This is a genomic window from Burkholderia sp. AU45251 (genome assembly GCF_030482905.1).
GTDB classification, from domain to species: domain Bacteria; phylum Pseudomonadota; class Gammaproteobacteria; order Burkholderiales; family Burkholderiaceae; genus Burkholderia; species Burkholderia aenigmatica.
The window spans coordinates 47,883-61,515 of record NZ_JAUJQH010000036.1; the positions used below are offsets into that span (position 1 = coordinate 47,883).

13 protein-coding genes, 1 tRNA gene and 2 pseudogenes are annotated in these 13,633 nt (G+C 63.9%); 10 read left to right on the plus strand and 6 right to left on the minus strand.

Annotation, left to right across the window (positions count from 1 at the left end):
- Positions 1-2 precede the first annotated feature (2 nt).
- The 4 genes from selA to QZM67_RS36665 all read left to right on the plus strand — a co-directional run bounded on the left by selA (position 3) and on the right by QZM67_RS36665 (position 4,172).
- Entirely contained in the window at positions 3-1,442 is a 1,440-nt protein-coding gene (selA, locus tag QZM67_RS36650; RefSeq protein ID WP_301810940.1) for an L-seryl-tRNA(Sec) selenium transferase, read from the plus strand.
- Positions 1,439-3,364, plus strand: coding sequence for a selenocysteine-specific translation elongation factor (gene selB / locus QZM67_RS36655; RefSeq protein ID WP_301810942.1), 1,926 nt, complete (start codon positions 1,439-1,441; stop codon positions 3,362-3,364). The genes selA and selB overlap by 4 nt, the downstream gene beginning before the upstream one ends.
- 32 nt (positions 3,365-3,396) lie before the next feature.
- Positions 3,397-3,492 (plus strand) — tRNA-Sec (locus QZM67_RS36660).
- A 170-nt stretch (positions 3,493-3,662) separates the two neighbouring features.
- On the plus strand, positions 3,663-4,172 hold the full coding sequence (locus QZM67_RS36665) for an Arm DNA-binding domain-containing protein (RefSeq protein ID WP_301810946.1): 510 nt from the start codon (positions 3,663-3,665) through the stop codon (positions 4,170-4,172).
- Here the strand turns inward: QZM67_RS36665 and QZM67_RS36670 are convergent.
- Positions 4,111-4,287 (minus strand): annotated as a pseudogene (locus tag QZM67_RS36670) (IS3 family transposase); the annotation flags it as partial. The gene QZM67_RS36665 and the pseudogene QZM67_RS36670 overlap by 62 nt on opposite strands.
- A 328-nt stretch (positions 4,288-4,615) precedes the next feature.
- Here QZM67_RS36670 and QZM67_RS36675 point away from each other — a divergent pair.
- Genes QZM67_RS36675 through QZM67_RS36700 form a run of 6 tightly spaced genes read left to right on the plus strand, consistent with a single transcriptional unit; the run spans position 4,616 to position 9,728 of the window.
- Positions 4,616-5,284: a c-type cytochrome gene (locus QZM67_RS36675; RefSeq protein ID WP_301810961.1), complete on the plus strand. Its 669-nt coding sequence runs from the start codon at positions 4,616-4,618 to the stop codon at positions 5,282-5,284.
- Complete coding sequence (locus QZM67_RS36680) at positions 5,284-6,564, plus strand: cytochrome c (protein WP_301810947.1); 1,281 nt, start codon at positions 5,284-5,286, stop codon at positions 6,562-6,564. Before QZM67_RS36675 ends, QZM67_RS36680 begins: the two co-directional genes overlap by 1 nt.
- 7 nt (positions 6,565-6,571) lie before the next feature.
- Positions 6,572-6,754 carry a hypothetical protein gene (locus tag QZM67_RS36685; protein WP_175025329.1) on the plus strand — a complete coding sequence of 61 codons (183 nt, stop codon included), beginning with the start codon at positions 6,572-6,574 and terminating at the stop codon, positions 6,752-6,754.
- 25 nt (positions 6,755-6,779) lie between these two features.
- Positions 6,780-7,337 (plus strand): cytochrome C oxidase subunit II, encoded by a 558-nt coding sequence (locus QZM67_RS36690; RefSeq protein ID WP_175025337.1) that lies wholly within the window; start codon positions 6,780-6,782, stop codon positions 7,335-7,337.
- Entirely contained in the window at positions 7,324-8,949 is a 1,626-nt protein-coding gene (locus QZM67_RS36695) for a b(o/a)3-type cytochrome-c oxidase subunit 1 (protein WP_175025330.1), read from the plus strand. Before QZM67_RS36690 ends, QZM67_RS36695 begins: the two co-directional genes overlap by 14 nt.
- Entirely contained in the window at positions 8,946-9,728 is a 783-nt protein-coding gene (locus QZM67_RS36700) for a cytochrome c (protein WP_301810951.1), read from the plus strand. Before QZM67_RS36695 ends, QZM67_RS36700 begins: the two co-directional genes overlap by 4 nt.
- A gap of 219 nt (positions 9,729-9,947) precedes the next feature.
- Here the strand turns inward: QZM67_RS36700 and QZM67_RS36705 are convergent, their stop codons facing one another.
- The 5 genes and pseudogenes from QZM67_RS36705 to QZM67_RS36725 all read right to left on the minus strand — a co-directional run.
- Entirely contained in the window at positions 9,948-10,559 is a 612-nt protein-coding gene (locus QZM67_RS36705; RefSeq protein ID WP_301810953.1) for a DUF1629 domain-containing protein, read from the minus strand.
- Positions 10,559-11,188 (minus strand): hypothetical protein, encoded by a 630-nt coding sequence (locus QZM67_RS36710; protein ID WP_301810955.1) that lies wholly within the window; start codon positions 11,186-11,188, stop codon positions 10,559-10,561. Before QZM67_RS36710 ends, QZM67_RS36705 begins: the two co-directional genes overlap by 1 nt.
- Before the next feature lie 244 nt (positions 11,189-11,432).
- On the minus strand, positions 11,433-12,080 hold the full coding sequence (locus QZM67_RS36715; RefSeq protein ID WP_301810956.1) for a glutathione S-transferase family protein: 648 nt from the start codon (positions 12,078-12,080) through the stop codon (positions 11,433-11,435).
- Positions 12,081-12,662: 582 nt separating this feature from the next.
- Positions 12,663-13,271, minus strand: coding sequence for a DJ-1/PfpI family protein (locus tag QZM67_RS36720; protein ID WP_301810957.1), 609 nt, complete (start codon positions 13,269-13,271; stop codon positions 12,663-12,665).
- A gap of 235 nt (positions 13,272-13,506) precedes the next feature.
- Positions 13,507-13,633, minus strand: a pseudogene (locus tag QZM67_RS36725) (IS630 family transposase); the annotation flags it as partial.

Below are 13,633 nucleotides of genomic sequence, written 5' to 3' on the forward strand. Positions count from 1 at the left end.
ACGTGACCGAACCGGGTTTGAATGAACTGAATGCCGTGCTGGCACGCGTACCGTCGGTCGAGCGTGTGCTGTCGTCGGTGCCGCTGCAACCGCTGCTCGCCGACTACGGCCGCACGCGCGTGCTGAACGCGGTGCGCGCCGAGCTCGAACGCTGGCGTACCGCCGCGCAGCATGATCCGGCGGCGGCCGAGCCGCTCGACGAGCCGCGCATCGCCGCGGCCGTCGCGCGCACGCTGGCCGCGCAGAGCGCCGGTGCGGTGCGCGTCGTGTTCAACCTGACCGGCACCGTGCTGCACACGAACCTCGGGCGCGCGCTGTTGCCCGACGACGCGGTGCGCGCGGTGGTCGACGCGCTCACGTGCCCCGTCAACCTCGAATTCGACCTCGCCACGGGCCGCCGCGGCGATCGCGACAGCCTGATCGACGATCTGCTGTGCGAACTGACGGGCGCCGAGGCGGCGACCGTCGTCAACAATAACGCGGCGGCCGTGCTGCTGACGCTGTCGGCGCTGGCGACGAAGCAGGAAGTCGTCGTGTCGCGCGGCGAGCTGGTCGAGATCGGCGGCGCATTCCGCATTCCCGACATCATGAGCCGCGCCGGCGCAAAGCTGCGCGAAGTCGGCACGACCAACCGCACCCATCTGCACGACTACGCGGACGCGATCGGCCCGCGCACCGCGATGCTGATGAAGGTGCACTGCAGCAATTACGCGATCAGCGGCTTCACGAAGGAAACGACGCTCGCCGAACTCGCGCCGCTGGCGCGCGAGCATGGGCTGCCGGTTGCCGTCGACCTCGGCAGCGGCATGCTCGCCGACCTGTCGCAATGGGGCCTGCCGCACGAGACGACCGTGCAGGAAACTGTCGCCGCCGGCGCAAACGTTGTCACGTTCAGCGGCGACAAGCTGCTCGGCGGGCCGCAGGCCGGCCTGATCGTCGGCGATCGCGCACTGATCGCGAAGATCAAGAAACATCCGCTCAAGCGCGCGCTGCGCGTCGGCAAGCTGACGCTCGCGGCGCTCGAGCCCGTGCTGCGCCTCTACCAGTCACCCGAGTTCCTGCGCGACCGGCTCACGACGCTGCGCCTGCTGACGCGCCCGCAGCGCGAGATCGCCGAGGCCGCCGAACGCGTGCGTCCGGCGCTGCAGGCCGCGCTCGGCAGCGGTTTCGACGTGACGGTCGAGCCGATGTTCAGCCAGATCGGCAGCGGCGCGCTGCCGGTCGACCAGTTGCCGAGCGCCGGCCTCGTCGTACGCACGGCGGACGGCAAACGCGGCGGCCGTGCGCTGGCGCAACTCGAGAAACGGCTGCGCGAATGGCCGCGCCCGGTGATCGGCCGCGTGGCCGACAACGCGCTGCGGCTCGACCTGCGTTGCCTCGAAGCCGCCGACGAGGCGGCGTTCGTCGCGCAATGCGTGCCGCTGGCGGGGGCCGCTGCATGATCGTCGGTACCGCCGGACACATCGACCACGGCAAGACGACGCTGGCGCGCGCGCTGACGGGCGTCGATACCGATCGCCTGAAGGAAGAGAAGGCGCGCGGCATCTCGATCGAACTCGGTTACGCGTATACGCCGCTCGACAACGGCGACGTGCTTGGCCTGATCGACGTGCCGGGCCACGAGAAGCTGATTCATACGATGGCGGCCGGCGCGTGCGGGATCGACTTCGCGCTGCTGGTGATTGCCGCCGATGACGGCGTGATGCCGCAGACGCGCGAGCATCTTGCGATCCTGCAGCTGCTCGGCGTCACGCATGGCGCCGTTGCGCTGACGAAGTGCGATCGCGTCGACGCCGCGCGCGTGGCCGAGGTGCGCGACGAAATCGCCACGTGGCTGAACGATACGACGCTCGCCGGCGTGCCGATCTTCGAGACGCGCGCGACCGCCGCGGACGATCCGGGCGTCGCCGCGTTGAAGCGTTACCTGGCGGACGCGGCGATCGCGTGGCGTGCCCGCCGCGACGACGGGCTGTTCCGGCTCGCAGTCGATCGCGTGTTTACGCTCGCGGGGCAGGGCACCGTCGTGACGGGCACCGCGTTCGCGGGCCGCGTCGCGACCGGCGATACGCTCGCGATCGTGCGTAGCGGCGGCGCGGCGCGCGTGCGCAGCATCCATGCGCAGAACCGGCCCGTCGAGGCCGGCCGCGCGGGCGAGCGTTGCGCACTGAATCTCGCTGGCGTCGACAAGGCCGATGTCGAGCGTGGCGACACCGTCGCCGATGCGCGGCTCGTCGCGACGTCACCGCGTCTCGACGTCGAACTGACGCTGCTCGCGGATGCGGGGCTCACGCTGACGCACTGGGCGCCGCTGCACGTGCATCTCGGCACGCTGCACCGCGTCGCGCATGTCGCGCTGCTCGACGGCGACACGCTCGCGGCCGGCCAGCGGATGCGCGTGCAACTGGTATTCGACGAGCCGGTGTTTGCGCTGCCGGGCGACCGGTTCATCGTCCGCAATCCGCAGGCGACGCGCACGGTCGGCGGCGGCCGCGTGCTCGACCCGTTCGGGCCGGCGCGAAAGCGTCGTACGCCCCAGCGCCGCGCGTGGCTCGACGCGCTGGCCGAATGGCTCGACGAAGGGCGCCTCGATGCGCTGCTCGCGCAGGCGCCGCTCGGCATCCCGCGCGCGATGCTCACGCATCTGACGGGTTTTGCTCCGAACGCACTGGCGTTGCCGGACGACGCGCTGGCGATCGGGCAGCGCGACGCCGCGTCGAACGACGGTGCGGTGATTGCGCATGCGCACTGGCGCGCATTGCAGACCCGGGCGATCGATACGCTGCGCGCGTATCACGAGCGCATGCCCGACGAGCAGGGGCTCGACGCCGCACGGCTGCGGCGGATGGCCGCGCCGCTCGCCGGCGATACGCTGTGGCGCGCGCTCGTCGATGCACTGGTGACCGGTGGCGAAGTCGCGCGAAGCGGGCCGTGGCTGCACCTGCCATCGCATTCGGTGAGCCTCGAGCCGCGCGAGGAAGCGCTGGCGCAGCAACTGCTGCCGTTGCTTCAGGCGGGGCGCTTCGATCCGCCGTGGGTGCGCGACCTGGCCCGCGACACGGGCGAGGCCGAGGATGCGGTGCGGACCTTGCTGCGCAAGCTCGCGCGGCGCGGTGACGTGCACCAGGTCGTGCGCGACCTGTTCTATCACGCGGACGTCGTGCGGGAGCTTGCGCAACTGGTCGCGCATCTCGCGCCGTCGCGCGGCGGCGGGCTCGATGCCGCGACGTTCCGTGACGCGACGGGGCTCGGCCGCAAGCGCGCGATCCAGATTCTCGAGTTCTTCGATCGGGTTGGGTATACTCGCTTCCACCGCGATCTTCACTTCCTGCGGCCTGACAGCGGTTGGGCGGGTAATCAGGCGTAGGCGCTCGTCGTTTCTTTGATTCTTTTCCCCACGGAAGGCATTCGTATCCGGTGGTACGGCCGGGCTTCAAACCCGGTTGGGGGTGTCAGACACTCCCGGGTCGGTTCGACTCCGGCTGCCTTCCGCCAGTCAAGGCTTCCCGCGCATTCCGGCGGCTTCCGTAAACGCGCCCTAGATCGCTGATTTCAAAGCGATTTGTGGGTAGCGGCGTGCTTGCGACTTCCGCCACGGCTCCGCACAATCTCCCCATGAAACATGGGTAGCGAGCTGGGTTTTGTGGGTAGGAAAGGAGGACGACATGGCGGGACGACACTTGCATCGGCTCAGCGCACCGCGCGTCGCGAAGGCGGCTGATCCAGGCCATTACGCAGACGGCGGTGGCCTCTACCTTCGGATCGCCGACAGCGGCGCACGCTCATGGGTGTTTCGCTTCACGCTCGATGGGCGCGTGCGCGAAATGGGCCTTGGACCGCTGTCGCGCGTTTCGCTTGGGGAAGCCCGGAAACTGGCCATCGGATATCGCGACATGGTCGGTAACCAGGTCGATCCCATTCTCGCCCGGCGTGAAGAGCAGCGTCGGCGACAGCTTGATATCTCGATCGACGCCAATGTGACGTTCCGTGAGGCTGACCTGCCCACGAAATCACGGATAGGTCCGACTCGCGAGAGGCCGGATACATTTACGCAAACTGACATGCGTCGGCTCGACAACGCTCGCCTTGCAAAGCCGGGGCGGACCATACATTTTTTGAAAGCACATCCTGCAACATGGCCTTGTCCAGCGACAGATCAGCAACGAGTCGCTTGAGCTTCGCGTTCTCTTCACCAAGCTGCTTCAGCCGGCGCAGCTCCGCCGGCTTCAAGCCAGCCTCAGCTTCCATCACGATGCCGATGATTTGTTCTTCGGTGAATCGCTTTTTCATTGCCGTTCCGCTCTGGAACGGACTCTACATCGTCACCGTACTAAACGCGGGGAGCCGGTCATATGGCTCGAAGATGCCTACGAAAAGCTGGTCGGTCCACATTTGACGTGAGTCAAGGCGAGCCGGTGGCGCGCATGAGAATCTCACGTCGATCAAAATTTGAATAACAGGTTCCCTTGAGGCCAACGAAGGCAATGGTGCCGGCGATGTACTTGCTTGCGCCAAAGATTCGCGGGGGCGGCTCGCGTGATAGCGGGAACGGGATGCCTTGTCCGAGAAGATGACAGTGACTTTGAGATCCACCGCAATACTCGCCGTGCTGTGCGGTTTGCTGAGCCAGCCGGCGTTCTCTCGGGAACCGCAGACGGAGCGCGCGCCCGATTCGATGGAGGCACGCGTGCTGGCCTGTGCCGCGTGTCATGGCCGCCAAGGGCAGGGGACGTCGGACGACTACTTCCCGCGCCTGTCGGGCAAGCCGGCCGGTTACTTGTACAACCAGCTCGTCGCGTTTCGCGATGGCCGGCGCAAGTACCCGCCGATGAACTACCTGCTTGCGTACCTGCCCGACGCGTACCTGCATCGGATAGCCGACCACTTCGCGAGCCTGCGCCCGCCATTCCCTGCGATCGCAGCGCCCGCCGTCGCGCCCGCGATGCTGGAGCGAGGGCAGCAACTGGTGAAGTCGGGCGACCCGGCGCGCAAGATTCCCGCGTGCGTGTCGTGCCATGGCGCGGCGCTCACGGGGATGGAGCCTGCCGTTCCCGGCCTGCTCGGCCTGCACGCGAGCTATCTGAGCGCGCAGCTCGGCGCGTGGCGCTACGGAACGCGCACATCGATCGCGCCCGACTGCATGCAGGAGGTCGCATCCCGGCTCACCGACACCGACGTGACCGCGGTCTCCGCGTGGCTCGCGTCGCGGCCCGCGCCTGCCAGTCCGTCGCCCGCGCCCGTGGGCTCGCTCGTCATGCCGCTCGCATGCGGTGGCGAGACCCGCTAATGGAGACCTCCGTGCACAAGCAATTGATCGTGAAACTGCGCCGCGCGCTCGCATTCGCCGGCGTCCTGTGCGCCGTCGCGGGCTCGGCATTCGCGCAGCCGTCGAACGACGCCGCGACCGTCCGGCGGGGCGAGTACCTTGCGCGTGCGGGCGACTGCATCGCGTGCCATACGGTGCCGGGCGAGAAGCTCTTCGCGGGCGGCCGCGAGATGCCGACGCCATTCGGCACGCTGTACTCGCCGAACATCACGCCCGACGACGGAACCGGCATCGGCAAATGGACGGCCGACGAGTTCTACTCGATGATGCACACCGGCCGGTCGCGCGACGGCTCGCTGCTGTATCCGGCCATGCCGTTCGCCGCGTACACCAAGGTGACGCGCGCGGATTCCGATGCGATCTTCGCGTACCTGCGCTCGGTGCCGCCCGTGAAGCTGGCAAACCGGCCGCACGACCTGCGCTTTCCGTATAACAACCGGCAACTCCTGATCGGCTGGCGCACGCTGTACTTCAAGGAAGGCGAGTATCAGCCGGATACCACGAAGTCGACCGAATGGAACCGCGGCGCGTATCTCGTGCAAGGGCTCGGCCATTGCTCGATGTGCCACACCGCGATCAATGCGCTGGGCGGCAGCTCGGAAGCGAACGCGTTCGAAGGCGGGCTGATACCGATGCAGGCGTGGTATGCGCCGTCGCTCACGTCGAACAAGGAAGCGGGGCTCGGCGAGTGGAACATCGCCGAAATCACCGACCTGCTACAAGCGGGCGCGTCGCATCGCGGCACGGTGTATGGCCCGATGGCGGAAGTCGTCTACAACAGCTTGCAGCACCTGTCCGACGATGACGTGCGTGCGATGGCCGTCTACCTGAAGTCGCTGCCGCAACGCGGGAGCGAAGCCGTGTCCGCGCGGCCGACGAAGGTGCCCGCGTCGGAGCAGGCGCGACTCAACAAGCTCGGCGCGAAGATCTACGGCGCCCAGTGCGCAAGTTGTCATGGCAAGACCGGCCTCGGCAAGCCGCCGGCGTTCCCGCCGCTCGCGGGCAACCAGTCGATCCAGATGACGTCCGCGGTGAACCCGATCCGCATGGTGCTGAATGGCGGATACGCGCCCGGCACCACGAAGAACCCCGAACCCTACGGCATGCCGCCTTTCGCCCAGTCGCTGTCGGACGACGAGGTAGCGGCCGTGACGACCTTCATCCGGACCGCCTGGGGCAACCGCGGCACGCCGGTTTCCGCGAAGGAAGCCAATGCGCTGCGTTCGGCTCCGCTCTATTGAGGACATCATGAGCGACACATTTCAACGGCCCGGCAACGGTCCCGAACCGCACGACGACGCGGTTGACGAGATCGTCCGCGCGGGTCCGCACGGCGCGCTCGCGCTCGCAGGCACCGCAACCGCGATCGTGATCGCACTGTGGTTTGCCTTCTACTTTTTCGTTTTCCTGCCCCGCGGCCTGATCCAGTAACCGGGTTCCCATGTCCAAACAACCTTTGCCAGACCGTCTCGACGGCGCGCAGCTCGCGGCCCGGATCGAGCGCAGATGGGCGATCCTGGCCGTCGGCCTGATGGTCCTCCTCGTCGCCATGATGGTATACACCGGCCTGCATTGGGCCATGATGCCGCCGTCTCGCGTCGAGACGGTCGACCCGACGACGCTGCACGTCTCGGGCGAATTCATCGAGAGCAACCTCGGTACCGCGCGCGAGCCGGACGGCTCTGTCACGGTGCGCGTGATCGGCCAGCAGTACTCGTTCACGCCGCAGTGCATTCTGGTGCCGGCGAACACGCCGGTGACGTTCCGCGCGACGAGTGCGGACGTCGTGCACGGCTTCCTCATCACCGACACCAACATCAATTCGATGCTCGAGCCGGGCTACGTCGCAACGTTCCGGACGACCTTCAACAAGCCGAAGGACCACCTGATGCCGTGCCACGAATATTGCGGAACCGGCCACGAGGGGATGTGGGCGCACGTCAAGGTGATTGATCGTGCGGAATTCGACAAACTGGCGTCCGGCGCGCGGAGACTGAGCTGTGTTAAAGAATAATCGACTGGTACTCGCGCATTTCTGGCTCGCGTTCGCGGTCTTCGGCGTCGCGCTGCTGCTCGGCGCATGGCAGATGCTTGCGCGCAGTCCGCTGCATCCATGGCTCGGCAATCCCGAGCTCTACTATCGCTCGGTGACGGCGCACGGCTCCGTGATGGGCTACGTATTCCCGACGCTGATCGCGATGGGCTTCGGCTATGCGATCAACGAGCTCGCGCTCAAGATGCCGCTGGTCGGCCGCAAATGGGCGTGGGCCGGCCTGGGGCTGATCGCGGTCGGCTCGGTCGTCGCGATGGTGCCCGTGTCGCTCGGCCTGTCGTCCGTCCTCTACACGTTCTATCCGCCGATGATCGGCAGCCCGTTCTACTACCTCGGCGTCGTCCTCGTCGTCGTCGGTTCGTGGATCTGGGTCGCGCTGACGTCGGTGAACCTGTACGTATGGAAGAAGGCGAATCCCGGCGTGCCGATCCCGCTCGCGATGTTCGCGAACGTCGCGGGCGCGTATCTGTGGGGCTGGACCTCGATCGGCGCCGCAATCGAGATCCTGTTCCAGATCCTGCCGGTCGCGGTGGGGCTCAAGACGACGATCGATGCCGGTCTCGCCCGCGTGTTCTTCTCGTGGACGCTGCATGCGATCGTGTACTTCTGGCTGATTCCGGCGTATATCGCGTACTACACGCTCGTGCCGCGCGCGATCGGCGGCAAGCTGTACAGCGACGGCATGGCGCGCATCTCGTTCATCCTGTTCCTCGTCGGCGCGATGCCGATCGGCATTCACCACCTGTTCGCCGATCCTCAGGTGGGCTCCGGCTTCAAGTTCCTGCAGTCGGTGTTCACGGCGATCGTCGCGGTGCCGACGCTCCTCACCGTGTTCACCGTGTGCGCGTCGGTCGAGATCGCCGCGCGGCTGCGCGGCGGCAAGGGGGCGTTCGGTTGGCTGCGCGCGCTGCCGTGGCATGAGCCGATGATGCTTGCCGTCGCGTTCTCGTTCGTGATGCTCGGCTTCGGCGGTGCGGGCGGGCTCATCAACATGAGCTACCAACTCGATTCGACGATTCACAACACGCAGTGGATCACGGGCCATTTTCACCTGATCTTCGGCGGCGCGGTCGTCATCATGTACTTCGCGATCGCGTACGAGCTGTGGCCGTATCTGACGGGCCGTGCGCTCGGCAGCGCGCGTCTCGTCAAGACGCAGCTCTGGCTGTGGTTCGTCGGGATGATCGTCACGACGTTCCCGTGGCATTACGTCGGCATCCTAGGCATGCCGCGCCGGATGGCCTATTACGACTACAGCGATCCCGCGCTTGCGCCGCAGGCGATCTGGGTGATCCTGTCGGTGATCGGCGCGCTGATCCTGGTCGCGTCGGCGGTGCTCTTCTTCGTCGTGCTGATACGCGGCCATCGCGGCGCGAAGATCAAGCCCGCGGAGTTCACGTTCAGCTCGGCCGTGCACGAGCCGAAGAAGCTGCCCATCGCGCTCAACAGCTTCGGGCTGTGGATCGCGCTGATGATCGGCCTCACGGTCGTCAACTACGGCTACCCGATCGCACAGTTGATGGTGCTCAAGCAGCCGTCGGTACCAGCCATCTACCTGGGGACGCAACGATGAGCACGGAACGCCTGTTTTCGCTTCGCAACCGCTGGCTTACCGTGAGCGTCGGGCTCACGCTGTTCACGGTGGCCGCGTCGGTGCTGATCGGTTTCGTCTGGCTGCCGTCCGTGCAGAAGGATGCGCAGTTCCAGGGAATCTGGAATGCGATCTGCAGCGCGGCCGGCGTGCCGCGGGCGTGGCTGGCCTCGCAGCCGGAGCCGTCGACGATCAAGACCAGCACGGTGGTCGTCACGCCGCAGATGATGTCGAAGACGGACAGCCTGTCGATCGGCCGCGGCGCGACGCTCGCGATGCGCTGCACGATGTGTCACGGCGCGCGAGGCATGAGCGACGCGGATTCGCCGAACCTCGCGGGCCAGTATGCGGCGGTCGTCTACAAGCAACTGAAGGACTTCCAGGCGGGGGCACGCACGAACGCGGTGATGGAGTCGATGGCAGCGAATCTGTCCGACCAGGACATGCGCGATCTGGCGGCGTACTACGCGTACTTGCCGCGCGCCGTGACGAAGTCTGCGGTGAATCCGCCGAAGATCGTCGCGAGCGGCGCGCCGATGCGCAACATCGCGCCATGCGCGTCGTGCCACGGGGGGATGGACAACAAGGTCGGCGGGCCATGGCTCGAAGGCGAGCCCGAGGCCTACATCAAGACGCAGTTGCAGGCATTTGCGTCGGGTGCGCGGCACAACGACATCAGCGAGCAGATGCGCAATGTGGCGCGGCAGATGACGCCTGATGAAATCGCTGCCGCTGCACGGTATTACGCCGGCCGACAGTGACAGGAGAGGTGAACAGCGGCATTTCCGCTCGTCGGCCGGTGATGCCGTTGTTGGCATGATCGATAGCCGATGGGGCAGCACGTTGGGAAGAATGCGGCGGCAATCGATGCCGAAGTGCTGTTCAGACCCGTACCTGCGTGACCTGAACCTGCTCAGCGGCAGGTTCATCCGGGTTTCCTGGAGGAAGCCTGGACATTATCACTTGGTCGAGGTCTGATTTCAGGCATTACTACGATAAGGCACGAAACGCTGTCCGGCACTGTAGAGCCCTAACCCCTTATCGCCCTTGAAGCCTGCGTCGATCAAACTGTCGGCCAATGTGGCTGTGATCAATAGGTCTCCGGACTCCGCGTCCCGGGCGATCAGATCCATGCCCAGGACGTTGTCGAGAAACCAGGTCTTATTGAAGTAGAGCAAATTTCCCTCGTCGTCTCGTTCGGCTTCGGAGCGAGTGTGGTCGATCGCGTTAACGGCCTTTACGGCGTTGACGATATAAAACCGTTGGCTGACTTCCTGATGGTCGGCTACCAGGCGCAGGGGCTGGATCAACTCGACGTCTGCCGGCGCCTGGGCGCCGAGAAAGCCCGCCAGGCGCGCCGACACCAGGGGAATGCCCCCCAGCAGCCACAGGCAATCGTGCTCCAGCAGCTTCTTCACCTTGCACTGGAAGAACACCGACGGCGCGTCCATTGCCGGCGGATACGGCCGCCCATCCAGTAGGGCCAGGTAGTCGAAATCTGAGCCGGAAGTCACATAAGAGCCGGCCTCAGCGTCATATGAGCCAATCAGTTTCTCGTTGTGGCGAATTGGGGGCTTCCAGCTCAAGATCATCAGCTTCCGACACTCCCCAATAGCTGCATGTTGAACGATTCTTTCTGTTCCCGGTGGTTGGTATAACCAAGGGTCTGCTCGCTCAGGATTCTGGCCAGGGCGTCCTCATCCGGCTTCATGCCATTGCTGCGCAAGGCGACAAAGATAAGTGGAACTGGGTAGGAGTAGTACTTTGGCCTGGCGATCACATCGTTCACCAGGCCGGGGCCGAGGTTGAGGAGGTTGGAGACAATCGGCAAGTCAATCTCCCGGAGCCTGCGAAGCAACCCCTGGCAGGTGGTTTCGATGCCTTGCTCCGTGACGGGCAGTAATGGGCAGGCATCGTCTTCGGTGACGGTCGACATGCTGTAGACGAGTTTTGCGTTTGGCAGGTTTGACGGATAGGGCGGACCTATGCGATCGAGCTCCGCCCGTAGGGTTGGATGCTCGACGAAGATAATGGTTTCGTAGGCCCTGATATTGGCCAAGTATTCGAAGTGCAGGGTCGCCACGGTCCCCGATTCCTTGTGGCTGACCGTGATTTTGTTCTTGGTGACTTTCACGCCGGGATGGCCCGCGAACTCGCCCTTTAAAAAAAACTGGAGTGCCTTTTCAAAGTTACTGCGCAACTCCTTGGTGTCTGCTTTCATTTCTTGATTACCCGTTCAATAGCGAAGAGACCAGAGCAAGGGGTTCCAGGCCGGAACCGCCGAAAATTCCGTCGGAAATAGAGAGGGCGGCACCGTGCTGAACAGCGATTCGTTGTTAGCGGCCGCGCCGTGCATCGGCGTGCTCGTCATTGATCTCGGGTACCTACGTCGTGCAGGGCCGACCGAGGCATTTCAACGGCCGGTTAGTGCGTAGAGTAGGTGAGTCGCCCCGACTGCCTTTTACTCAAGGTGTTGGGTTCAACCATTCAGTTAATCCTTCTCTCGCATTTAAATCGAGGAACGTCTGCCTTCCACGAAGTCGCTGTATGTAGCCCGCGAGATTTGGCCACGAAGTCGCCGGACGGGGCATATTGCGCGTCCAGCGCATAAGCATGAGTGCCAGGAAGTCAGCGGTACTCAAGCGGTTGTCGATCAGAAACTGGCGGCCATCTCCGAGCAAACTGTTTAGGTGCTCCATGGCCCCTTCTATTTGGCCGCATGCAAACTCTTTCACTGCCGCCGCGTTTTGTGGTTTACCGTCCACCTCCGCATAGAACCAGCTTCGCATCGCCGGCAACAACGTGTTCGCAAGATAGATCATCGTCTCGAACCACTCGGAGCGCTCGGGTGAGTTCGGTTGCGGTGCGAACCCGGAAGAAGGATGTCGTTCAGCAAGGAGCATCAGTAACGCGGTTGATTCTCCTCGTGGTATGCCATCGATCACGAGAGTTGGCACGCGACCGGAGGAATTCAGGCGCAAGTACTCAGGGTTGCGCTGAGCGCCAGTATCAATGTCCACGAGTCTTGTTTCGAAGGGTACACCGAGTTCGAGTAGCATCCAGTGCACTGCCATACTTGCTGCGCCCGGTGTGTAATACAGAATGTAGGACATGGTTTGATCCCGGTCTCGAGTTGAACTGCCGATATTTTGTTGCCAATGTGGGATGCTAGGTGCGTGGCAAGTCTGCCCATTGGATTTTTCAAGTTCCAGGGGGATTTGCTGAGATAGGAGCAATCGTCAAGACTGGTGTATGCGGGTTGGTCGACATGATCAGGCTGCCAACGATTGAGGAGCCGGTGAGCTTTCAATCACCGGGGTTGCGTCTCTGAAGATAATATCCTTCGGAGACTGATCGACTTCGATTTACTGGAGGAACCACGGCACTTCTTTGGTCTGAGCGTGGTTCTCGGTCGAAACCGCGGGCACGACGAGCCACCACAGGGCCGAGCGTACAAAACCAAACCTCTTACTTGTAATCCCAGCTGTGAAACCGATCGGCGCCAGACGGCCGCGTTTTCGAATGCTCAGGCTAGTTCTCGATCATCTGCCGGGCGCGTTGAGCTGCGGCCCCGGAGTCAGCCCAGGAGTGACATGGGAGCAATCGATCTGAGTCTGTTACTAACAAGCCGTCTGCATCGCCGGCTGGCGAGTGTGGACTAACCGGCCCCGACAGCCATAACTATGTCAGCCGATCTATGCGATAGCGCCGTGCTCCGCTGCCAACATGGATCGAAACTGCGCGACAATCTCAGGTGGCAACCCTGCGCTTTCAAACACAGCACAGGTGAAGCTGACCGGCGCGGGGCCGGGTGCAGTTATTATGCCGTCCGCAACAACGGCTGCCGTGCTGTGTCGATAAAGTGCGGCGCCCTCATAGCCAGCGCCGTTTTGACTTAAGAAGTTGGCGTTGTTCGAGGTATGGGGAACCGTGTTGAGCAGCCCGGCTCGCGCAAGCGCCAGCGTCCCTCCACAGATACCTGCAACGGTCGAGCCATTTGCCCGGACGGCGAGGAGAAATTCCCGCAAATCAGGGGCTTCCGCGCTTTCCCAAATCATTCCGCCGATGATGACAACAACGTCCGGCTTCCACTCCACGCATTGCTGCAAACTTCCGTCGACCGTCACCATCAATCTGCCTTGTGAACGGAAAGCCCCTGGAACAGGGGCGAAAAAGCGAGCGTCGATCCCATAGAACGGTGACGCCGTTCCTGCGATGAAAGCATATTCCCAGTCCGCAAAACCGGGAGCCAATATCAAGCCAACTCTTGGCATTTCTAATAATTCTCCATGAATGAAAAACAAGGGGGGCGCGCCCGGGAGGGCCCCTTGAATCAACAAGGTTTCCGGTCAAGCTGTCACGGGCAACGCGCATACTACTTCTTCTTCCAGCCCCGACCGGAGCGGATCGTATTCTTGTTGCGACGTATCCGCCAACGCTTCATCGCGAGAGCGACGGAGTGTTGCCATACGGCACCGGTCAGGCAAGCTTGCTCACCGTGTGTGCCCATTTCTTTCTCTCGATCAAACTGTAGAAGTGCTAGTGTCCCGTTCCGCTGATTCGCGAACAAAGTCGGTGTAGCTTTTCGAGGATGGAATCGGCAGACGCGGTCCAGACGAATGGCTTGCAGTTTTCGTTGTAGTGGGAGACGAATTGATCAATGCGC